Genomic DNA, 8,704 nt, shown 5'->3' with positions numbered 1-8,704 from the left:
GCCCGGCCGACCTGGGCATTCAGCGTCTCGAAGCCCGTCTGCGCCTCGGCAAAGGCGGTCTCGGCCGCGGCGATGGCCGCGGCGTCGGGGGTCTCGGCGCCTTCGAGGGCGGCCAGCGCATCGGCGCGCTCCTGCATCCGCTCGGCCGCCGCGCGGCGCTCGCGGCGCAGATCGTTCAGATCCTTGGGCATGTCATTCTCCTGATTGGCAAAAGCAGAAGCCCCGCCCGGAGCGATCCGGACGGGGCGGTGGGTTGGGTTCAGTGAGTGGTCGTTCAGAGAGCCGCGCGGGCCTGCGCGGCGGCCGCGCGCGCCAGAGAGCCCCGCCCGGAAGTGCGTCGGGCGGCGGCAGGCCGCGGCGCGTGCATGGCAAAAATCCTATCATAGAAGGCCGCGCGGGTCTCGGCGCTGTCGGCAAGGCCGCGGGCGATGGCCGCTTCCGGCCCGAAGGTCGCCCCGCCATCGGCCGGATCGTCGGTGACGGACAGCCGCGCGGCGAGGTCTTCGGGGGCGATGCCCCGGCCGCGGGCGACATCGGCATGGAAGGCCGCCTCATGGGCATCGAGATCGCGCAGGATCTCGGCCCGGCCGCCTTCGGTCTCGGGGTTCGGCAGCTTGGCCCGGGCATGGGTCGAGGTGAAGATCTGCCACCGGTTGCCCGCGCCATCGGGCCCGACCGGCCAGCCCGCCTGGCGCATGACGCCGATGGAGCCCGCGAGGCTGCCGGGCGTCATCGCAATATCCGAACACTGGCTGGCCAGGTGATAGCCCATCGAAGCCGCCAGAGGATTGACCAGCGCATGGACGGGCTTGACCGCCGCCAGCGCCGCGATGGCCCCCGCCGCGGCCGCACCCCCCAGCACCAGCCCGCCCGGCGTGTCGAACTCGATCACCACCGCCGCCACGTCCTCGGCCGAGGCCAGCGCCCCGCAGGACGCCTCGATGCCCGCGAAGGTCGCCCAGCCGAGGAAGCGTTCGAGGATCTCGGCATTGGGCGTCAGCACGCCCCGCACCGGCATCACCGCCACGCCCCGCGCGACCGCGAAGCGCTCGCCGCGGGCCACCTCGACCGGCCCGGAAAGCGCTGGCCCGGCGGCAGGCGCGGCGGGCAACGGCAGCCCCAGGAGCCCCGCCCCGAAGTCGTGATCCAGCGCCAGGGGGGCGGCGCCCAGAAGGCTGGCAATCGTCGTTTCCATCAGTCCTTGTCCTCTTCTGTTCCGGCCCCGGCATCCTCGTTGCGGGTCATGTTCGCGGCCGGGTTCAGCCGGTCGCCGCCGTCGACGGGGGCGCGGCCGTCCTCGGCGCGGGCCTCGTTCGCGGTCAGGAACGGGCCGCCCACCGCCGCCTTCAGCGCGTCGTAACGCTCCTTCGTCGTCGCCTGCATCAGCGCGTCGTAATCGTGCCGGAAGAAGAGCCCCGCCCGCCGTTCGGCCTCGGTCAGCACGCCAAGCGCCAGCTGCGCCTCGACGAAGCCGCCCCAGTGCAACAGGCAATCGGTCTTGTAATCGATGGCCTGCTGCTGGCCGTTGGCCTTCACCCCGTGTTCCAGCATCTGCAGTTTCGAGGGCGGCACCCGGTAGATCGCGGCGATCTGCTCGCGGTCGAACTTGCGGCTTTCCAGGAGCTGCTGATCGGCGGCCGAGAGATCCAGCGACTTGATGTCGTCGGTCGCGCCGATGATCGGGATGCCGTTGGCCTCGGGGTCGATCAGGGCATTGCGCACGCGCCGCGCATTGCGGTGCCAGGCCTCGTCGTCCTCGTAGACATCCTCCATCTTCAGCACCGCGCGCATCTGCACGCCCGAGGCGGCGCGCGCCGCGGCCTCCTGACCGGCCAGCGCCAGGCCCACGGATTCCGCCGCGACCTGCAAGGGGCTGCGGCCGGTCCAGCCGTCCTCGGCCATGTAGCGCAGATGCACCATGGCGCGGGACGGCGCCCGGCGCTGGATGCCCGCCCCGTCCTCGAAGGCATAGAACCGCGCCCGGCCGTCGCGGAGCTCGGCGCAGAGATCGGGGCGGATCACATCGAGAAGCGTCAGCTCGCCCGCCCCGTCGCGGGGCGCATAGGCATAGGCCCGGCCGCGGAGTGCGAAGGCATAGACGAGGGCGAACCGCGCGACCCTCGCGGCCACGCCCGGCGCGGATTCGGTGTTCAGAAGATAGGTCGCGGCATGCTCGACCACCGGTTCGGCGCGGCTCGGCCCCAGCCGCTGGTAGAGGCGCAGCGGCACCTTGGCGAGATCGCCCGCGATCACGTTGCAGCAGGCGAAGACCGTGGCATGACGTTGGGCCGCCAGCGGCGTCACCACCGGCAGCGAGCGGACGCGGGATTGCCCGCCCGCCCAGAGATCCCCGAACCACGGCGACGGATCGCGGGTGCCCGAGGGTTCGACCGGCCCGGCCGAGGCCATGGCCGAGGTCAGCGGCGGTTCGCGCCGCAGATCCTGCCGGGGTTCGGGCCGCGACCGGCCGCGCGTGAGGAAAGGAAGTCCGATCATACCGTTGCCACGTCCCGTGCCTTGCGTTTGCCCGCCTCGGCCTCGGCGCGGCCGAGCGCCATGATCGCGGCCACCGCCGGATCGATCCGCCCCTTCGAGCGCGCCTTGTTGGGCTTGATGTTCTCGGCCGCATCCTCGTCGCGATGCACATTGCCCACCGCCCAGGCCAGAACCGGATTGCCGCCATGCCGGATCCGCCCCTGCGCCACCGCCCGCTCGAAGCGCTTCATCGGCGAGGACATCGAGGCATAGCCCTGGCCGTGCTCGACCAGCGGGAACCGCCGCCTGACCAGCTCCTTCGCCACGTAACGCATCCCCCAGCGGTCATAGGACAGCTCGCGCAGATCGAAGCGCGCCCGGATCCATTCCAGCCGCTCGATCACCCGGTCCTCGTCGATCACGCCGCCGCCATGCACCTCCAGCCAGCCCTGATCGCGCCAGGCGACATACTCGCGCTTTTCCGATTGTGCCCGCGCGATGAAGCCCTTCGGTCCCGAGGGCAAAAAGGAATAGCTGATCAGGAACACCTGCCCGTCCTTCGGGATCGCCACGCAGATCGAGGTGAGGTCGGTCGTTTTGGACAGGTCCAGCCCCACCCAGGCCGGGCGGCCGTAAAGCGCCTCGGGCGCGAAGGGCTCGGCGCCCTTGTCCCAGATCTCGCGCTCGATCCAGGACTGCGCCCCCTCGGTCCAGAGGTTCATGTGCAGCCGCCGGAAGTTCGGCATCTTGCCCGAGATCACCGTCGCCTCGCGGTAAAGTTCCGCGAACCGCTCCTCGCTGAAGGCCACGCCCAGATTGGGATTGGCCATCTTCCAGGCCACCGGATCGCCCACGTCGCAATCGCCAGGCGGCTCGGCCACATAGGCAAAGAAGCTGTCGTCCTGGACATCGCCCCTGAGCACGGTCGCGGAATATTCGCGCAGCTCGCCGCAGATCGAGGCCATGTCGGCGCCTGCCGTGGTGATCGCCCAGTCGATGGGCTGGGCGCGGGCGATCATCGAATTGACCACCACCTCGGCCAGTTCCCGGTCGGTCCAGCGGTGCACCTCGTCGCGGGCGACGAAGCTGGGGTTGATGCCGTCCGCCGAATTGCCGTCGCGGCTCAGCGTCCGGATCGTGCCATTGGTGATCGCGGTCGAGATCAGGTGCTTGTTGCCCGTGTCCATGAAGGCCGACAGCGCGGGCGCGGCCTTGATCATCCGCCGCAGTTCCCGGAACAGAAGCCCCGCCTGATCCCGCGTCGTCGCGGTGCAGAAGCCCTGCGGCGCCGCCTCGCCGTCGAAGAGCTGGGTGTAGAGCATCGGCACCGCCGTGTCGGTGGTCTTGCCGTTCTTCTTCGCGACCTGGTGATAGGTGGTGCGGAACCGGCGCAGCCCGTCCGCCTGTTTCCAGCCGAAGACCGAGCCATGCCGGAACACCTGCCAGGGGGTCAGGTCCAGCGGGCGGCCCGCCGCCGGACCCGTCGTGTGCTGGATCAGGCGGGCGAAGTTCAGAACGCGCGAGGCCGCCTTGCAGTCGAACCAGAGCCCGCGGTCGGCGCCCGTTTCCAGATCCATCAGGTGGCGTTCGCAGGCGAGCCGCACCAGCGCGCCCGCCACCTCGCGCCCCTCGATCACGTCGAGCGCATAGCGCGACACGGGATGGTCAATCGGTTCCATCGAGGGTCCTCAGGATCTCGCCGAAGAGATCGCCCTGGCCGCCCGCGCTCATCCGCGCCTCGTCGACCGGCGTCATGCCGAACCGCGCGGCCAGCTGGTTCATGGTGGCAATGGCGTCCTGCCGCTGGCCCCAGACCGCGCGCTTCTTCTGCTGCCGCCCGTTCCGGGTCGCGACCTCGTACCAGCTGCCGAAGGCCGCGATGTCGCCGGTGAAGCGGATGACATCGGCCACGGATTCGCAATACATCGCGAAGGGATCGTGATAGGCCGGATCGAGCCGCCGCTTGCCCGCCAGCACCGGGGCGAGCCGGTCCCAGACATCGCGCCCCTCGGCGCTCATCCAGTCGGGCGCCTCGGGCACGGGCGCCGTCTGGTCGGCCTTCATCGGCACGACATTGTCGAGCTTCGGCTTCTGACCGCGCATCGGACCTCCCTCTGTTTTTGTCTCGGGGCTTATGTTCGTGGGCTTTTTTTGCCAATTCGGCCCGCGCAACAGGAAAGCTCCCATGCGCGGTTCCCGAGGGGGGCCTCGGATTTTTGGACCCCCCCGGTGTCAGGGACGCCCGAGCACCTCGCGGGCGGTCTTGCGGCTGTGGCAGCTCTTGCAGAGCGCCTGCCAGTTCGACCGATCCCAGAACTTTGCCCGGTCGCCCTCGTGCCGCGCGATGTGATCCACCTCGGTGGCCGGGGTCACCAGCCCCAGCCCCGCGCAATCGGCGCAGAGCGGGTTGGCCTCAAGAAACGCGGCGCGCGCGGTCTTCCAGGCGGGGCTGGCATAGAGCTTCGCGCGGCGCCGGATCTCCTCGGCCGTCTTCACCTTCGCCCGCCGCGCGCGGCCCCGGTCGATCCGCTCGGCCTCGTGGTCCGGGCAGAGCGCCGCGCCAGGCATGGCGAGGTCGTCGCAGCCCGAGGCCGCGCAGAGCTTGCGGATCGTCATGGATGAGGCCTCCCGGAACGCAGAACGCCCGCAGCGGGGGATCCGCTCCGGGCGCAGCTTGGGAGCTGACTGTTTGTCAATCATGGATGCCTAAATAGTCAAGAAGAATTTTTCCACGGGGTCATCGGCGGCATGTCGTCGGTCAGGCGGAGGCTGCGCAGTCCGGCAGCTTCGAGCGCGCACCGCACCTGCAGCAGGTAACCGTACCAGTCGAGCCAGGCGCGCCGAGCCGATGCGATCTGACCGGCGGTAGGATAGTAGGTCACCGGGCAGCACGGCGCGCGCAACTCGACCAGCTTGTTGCCGTTCCGACCGCGCCCGGCCCGGTATCGCCAAGTGTCGCCGAAGTCCTGCGCGGCGCGCGGCCCTGCCGGGCTCGGCCGCCACTTGACCGGAACGCAATGCGGGCGGGCATCGGGCATCCAGTCGGGGCAGCGGCCCGCGCGGGCGAGGTCGGCGACGAGGGTCGCGGCGTACCAGGGCAGCGTGTTCCGGACCACGGTCGCGATCAGCTCGGCATCGTCATGCGGGGTCGACCGGCCGCGGCTCGTGTCGACCCGGGTGCCGAGCTGGGCGCGTTCGAGGGCCACGTATTCCATGCCGTAGGACCGCCAGCCGGTGCCGCCGACCGCCCCGATCTCGTCATGGTCGAGCCGCGCGCATTCGGTGCCGAAGGCCCATTCCAGGGCCGCGCGCACCGGCATCGCGCGCCGGGTCCGGGAGGCAGTCTGCGCCGGGGGGCGGATCGCGGCGGTCATGCTGCCGCCCCCGCCAGATCGGCGATGCGGCGGCAGCGGGCCAGCTGGGCCTCGCGGTCGCGGAGCCATGCCGCCTCGGCCGGATCGAGGCGGGCCGGATCGGCGCCCGCCAGATGCGCGTGGCGGCGCAGCGCCTCGCCCGCCGCCTGGCGGATCTGACCCAGCGCATAGCCGCCCGGCCAGCGCCGGGTCCGGCGCAGATCGTCCAGCAGCTCCGGCGCCCAGCCCTCGGCCAGCGCCTGCCGCCCGACCGCATGGGCGAAGACCGCCCGGATCAGCGGCGAGGCATCGTCGGCGGGCGGCTGGATCTGCGTCGCCGCCTTCAGGATCGCATTGGCGATGGGAAACCGGTCGCGGTCCTTGCCGCCGGGCGCGGCCGCCGCCATCTCCTCGAGCGCGGCCAGGTTCGGCGGGGTCATGTAGGCCAGCCGCTTGGCGAGATCCGCCAGCATCTCCTCGAACTGCGCCTTCGTCATCGCGCCCGGCTTCACAAGCCCCCGCCGCAGCAGCGGCCCGATCAGCAGATCCCGCACCCGCTTCTCGCCCTCGGCCTGTTCCTTCGCGTCCATCTCCGCTCCCTTCTTCTCAGCCTCGCCCCGCCTGGCCCTCCGCGCCCCCGTCCGGGGCGGCGCGCCCGGGGTGTCTCTTCTCGTTTCTTCTCGTTTCCTCTCCTTTCAGCGGTGACGGAAACGGCGCAAAAAAGGGGATCGCCCGGCGGAAACACGGAAAATTCCGTGACTTTTCCGTCCGGTTCCGTGATTTTCCGTGATCGTTCCGGAATATTCTGTGACGGTAACGGAATGTCACAGATCGAACCTGACCGGATCATCGGGCCATCTCCGCGGTGAACTCGTCCAGCGCCTGGCGGATGAAGCCTTCGCGGCGCTGGGTTTCGGGGTAGCGCTCGGCCAGCCAGTCGTCGAAGCGGTCGAGGAATTGCGGCCCGCGCAACAGCTGCCCGGCGCCGATCCGCTTTTCGATCATCTCGCGCAGATCCTTCAGCCGCTTGTTGCGGCGGCGCTGTTCGGCCTCGGCGCGGTTGCGGCGGCTGCTGGCCAGCGCCTCGACCGCGACCTCGGTCACCACCGGATGCGCCAGTCGGATCTCGCCATTGTCGCAGCGCACCCGCGACCAGCCATGCAGCGGTGTCATCTCGCGCTCGCAGATCTGGTGCCAGCGGTCGACGGTGATCCCCAGCGCCTTGGCCAGCAGGCGTTCGTCGGTCGGCAGCGTGCCCACCGGGGTCTCGTCATGGGCCTCGCAGATCAGCAGGAAGCCGTACCAGCCGACCTCGGGCTCGGCGAGCTGGCGGAACTCGCTCTTGCGCCAGCGCTTGAGGTTCCACTGCACGAAGAAATGGGAATCGAGCCGGTCCTCGCTGGAAATCGGGTAGTCCGGCAGATCGCCGGTCTCGACCGGGGCCAGATGGCGACGCGCGGCCATCACGCGGGCGCCCCGTCCGGGCGCAGGGGATCTGGTCTATCCATGGGGAAACTCCTCCATCTGGTCCGGGCCCGCGGGCCCGGTCGGTGACGATGTGCGGGGGCTGGCCTGCCGGGCGCTGAGCGCCATTGCGGCGGCCAGAATGCGTTCGCGGGCGGCGCGGCCGCCCCGGGTCAGGGCATGGGAGAGATAGTCGTCAGAGAACCCCAGCGCCCGGCTTGCCTTGCGTTGCGAGGCAAAGCGCAGGCCCCCGATCTCGACGGGGTGCGGGTCGCGGCCGGGGCGGCGCTGGGGCCGTCCGATCCGGTCGGGATCGCCATCGGCCAGCGCCTTCCAGACCGCCTGCGGCGTCACCCCGAAGCGCGCGGCGGCGGCATGGGCATCGGCAAAAAGCTCGCCCCGGATCCTGACCGGCATCGGCTCGACCCCCTTGCGGCCCGCGCCCACCCGGTCGAGCCGCCCCTTGCGCGCGGCCGAGCGCACCGCCTCGGGGGTCACCCCCAGCGCCCGGGCGGCGGTCGCCGCATCGGGATAGGTCGTGCCGCGGATGGTGAGGTCGGTGTAAATCCGCGTGGCCATCACATCCCCAGGGCCTCGCGATAGAGCTGCAGGACCGCCTCTTCCTCGGCGATGTCGTCCGCGTGGCGCTTGCGCAGCGCGATGATCCGGCGCAGGGCCTTGGTGTCGTAGCCACGCGCCTTGGCGGCGGCCATCACCTCTTTCTGCTGATCGCCGAGGGCGGCCTTCTCTTCGGCCAGGGCCTCGAAACGTTCGATGAAGCCCCGCAGCTCGTCGGCCGCAACGCGGTAGGTCCGGTCGCGCACCGCATCATCCTCGGCGGTCTCCTTCATCGGCAGCCGCGCCCCGGCGGTAAAGCTATCGAGCGGGATCGGGCCGGTCGTCGCCCCGTTCGGGCCGGTCAGGGTCACGGTGGCATCCTGCGGCGCGGTCATGCTGCATCCTCCCCAAAGGTGCCCGGCAGCCCGAGGGGGAAGACCGTTCTGCCCGGCCAGTCGTCAGGGAGGTGCCCGGCGTCCGGCCGGACTGCGGAAACGGGGCGAAGGCCCCGAATGGCGGCATGGGCGATGCCGTTGCGGCCGCTCGCTACCGAAGCCGGTGCACCGTCCGTAGAAAGCGGGCATGTTTCCTGTCGAAATCCGCTGCCTCCGCGTCCAGGCGGCGTCTGGTCTCGGCCATGTGGCGCATCCCCCAGATGAGGGCGCCCAGGAAGATCACGCCCACCGAGACCTGAATGCCGAGGATGAGGGCCAGCATTTCCATAAGTCCCATGTTCCGCTCCCGTTGCCTGAACCTCGGCCGCGATGTCGCTTCGCGCCGTCATCACGCGCGCCCCTTGAACCGCGCCAAAAACTTTTCCGCCCGCGCCTCGAAAACCCGGGCCGCGGCGCGGG

Annotated in this window: 11 protein-coding genes and 1 pseudogene; all 12 read right to left on the bottom strand. The window is 70.6% G+C overall.

From position 1 onward, the window contains the following. A pseudogene (locus DSD19_RS13780) lies at nt 1–191 on the bottom strand (phage major capsid protein); the annotation flags it as partial. Nucleotides 192–274: 83 nt separating this feature from the next. Beyond that, nucleotides 275–1,195: a S49 family peptidase gene (locus tag DSD19_RS13775; RefSeq protein WP_113669998.1), complete on the bottom strand. Its 921-nt coding sequence runs from the start codon at nt 1,193–1,195 to the stop codon at nt 275–277. After that, entirely contained in the window at nt 1,195–2,496 is a 1,302-nt protein-coding gene (locus tag DSD19_RS13770; RefSeq protein WP_113669997.1) for a phage portal protein, read from the bottom strand. The genes DSD19_RS13775 and DSD19_RS13770 overlap by 1 nt, the downstream gene beginning before the upstream one ends. Further along, on the bottom strand, nt 2,493–4,154 hold the full coding sequence (locus DSD19_RS13765; RefSeq protein WP_113669996.1) for a terminase large subunit: 1,662 nt from the start codon (nt 4,152–4,154) through the stop codon (nt 2,493–2,495). The genes DSD19_RS13770 and DSD19_RS13765 overlap by 4 nt, the downstream gene beginning before the upstream one ends. Further along, a complete protein-coding gene (locus DSD19_RS13760) occupies nt 4,141–4,578 on the bottom strand; it encodes a P27 family phage terminase small subunit (protein ID WP_113669995.1) in 438 nt (145 codons plus the stop codon). The genes DSD19_RS13765 and DSD19_RS13760 overlap by 14 nt, the downstream gene beginning before the upstream one ends. 129 nt (nt 4,579–4,707) lie before the next feature. Next, nucleotides 4,708–5,091 carry an HNH endonuclease gene (locus DSD19_RS13755; protein ID WP_113669994.1) on the bottom strand — a complete coding sequence of 128 codons (384 nt, stop codon included), beginning with the start codon at nt 5,089–5,091 and terminating at the stop codon, nt 4,708–4,710. A gap of 98 nt (nt 5,092–5,189) precedes the next feature. Beyond that, nucleotides 5,190–5,849 carry a hypothetical protein gene (locus DSD19_RS13750; RefSeq protein WP_113669993.1) on the bottom strand — a complete coding sequence of 220 codons (660 nt, stop codon included), beginning with the start codon at nt 5,847–5,849 and terminating at the stop codon, nt 5,190–5,192. Next, nucleotides 5,846–6,418, bottom strand: coding sequence for a hypothetical protein (locus DSD19_RS13745; RefSeq protein WP_113669992.1), 573 nt, complete (start codon nt 6,416–6,418; stop codon nt 5,846–5,848). The genes DSD19_RS13750 and DSD19_RS13745 overlap by 4 nt, the downstream gene beginning before the upstream one ends. A gap of 256 nt (nt 6,419–6,674) precedes the next feature. Further along, nucleotides 6,675–7,292, bottom strand: a complete 618-nt coding sequence (locus tag DSD19_RS13740) for a hypothetical protein (RefSeq protein ID WP_113669991.1) — start codon at nt 7,290–7,292, stop codon at nt 6,675–6,677. Between the two features lie 36 nt (nt 7,293–7,328). Further along, nucleotides 7,329–7,871: a hypothetical protein gene (locus DSD19_RS13735; protein WP_113669990.1), complete on the bottom strand. Its 543-nt coding sequence runs from the start codon at nt 7,869–7,871 to the stop codon at nt 7,329–7,331. Next, nucleotides 7,871–8,143, bottom strand: coding sequence for a DUF2312 domain-containing protein (locus DSD19_RS13730; protein WP_243627980.1), 273 nt, complete (start codon nt 8,141–8,143; stop codon nt 7,871–7,873). The genes DSD19_RS13735 and DSD19_RS13730 overlap by 1 nt, the downstream gene beginning before the upstream one ends. Nucleotides 8,144–8,396: 253 nt before the next feature. Continuing rightward, complete coding sequence (locus tag DSD19_RS21495) at nt 8,397–8,582, bottom strand: hypothetical protein (RefSeq protein ID WP_133260438.1); 186 nt, start codon at nt 8,580–8,582, stop codon at nt 8,397–8,399. Nucleotides 8,583–8,704 lie beyond the last annotated feature (122 nt).

The sequence above is a fragment of the Rhodovulum sp. BSW8 genome (genome assembly GCF_003314725.1).
Classification (GTDB): Bacteria; Pseudomonadota; Alphaproteobacteria; order Rhodobacterales; family Rhodobacteraceae; genus Rhodovulum; species Rhodovulum visakhapatnamense.
This window is presented reverse-complemented; position numbering and strand designations above follow the sequence as displayed.

Bases quoted from the DNA above. Each gene is read 5' to 3' on its own strand.
- DSD19_RS13765 (WP_113669996.1), bottom strand. From the start codon at position 4,154: ATGGAACCGATTGACCATCCCGTGTCGCGCTATGCGCTCGACGTGATC.
- DSD19_RS13770 (WP_113669997.1), bottom strand. From the start codon at position 2,496: ATGATCGGACTTCCTTTCCTCACGCGCGGCCGGTCGCGGCCCGAACCC.
- DSD19_RS13735 (WP_113669990.1), bottom strand. From the start codon at position 7,871: ATGGCCACGCGGATTTACACCGACCTCACCATCCGCGGCACGACCTAT.
- DSD19_RS13775 (WP_113669998.1), bottom strand. From the start codon at position 1,195: ATGGAAACGACGATTGCCAGCCTTCTGGGCGCCGCCCCCCTGGCGCTG.
- DSD19_RS13760 (WP_113669995.1), bottom strand. From the start codon at position 4,578: ATGCGCGGTCAGAAGCCGAAGCTCGACAATGTCGTGCCGATGAAGGCC.
- DSD19_RS13745 (WP_113669992.1), bottom strand. From the start codon at position 6,418: ATGGACGCGAAGGAACAGGCCGAGGGCGAGAAGCGGGTGCGGGATCTG.
- DSD19_RS21495 (WP_133260438.1), bottom strand. From the start codon at position 8,582: ATGGGACTTATGGAAATGCTGGCCCTCATCCTCGGCATTCAGGTCTCG.
- DSD19_RS13730 (WP_243627980.1), bottom strand. From the start codon at position 8,143: ATGAAGGAGACCGCCGAGGATGATGCGGTGCGCGACCGGACCTACCGC.
- DSD19_RS13750 (WP_113669993.1), bottom strand. From the start codon at position 5,849: ATGACCGCCGCGATCCGCCCCCCGGCGCAGACTGCCTCCCGGACCCGG.
- DSD19_RS13755 (WP_113669994.1), bottom strand. From the start codon at position 5,091: ATGACGATCCGCAAGCTCTGCGCGGCCTCGGGCTGCGACGACCTCGCC.
- DSD19_RS13740 (WP_113669991.1), bottom strand. From the start codon at position 7,292: ATGGCCGCGCGTCGCCATCTGGCCCCGGTCGAGACCGGCGATCTGCCG.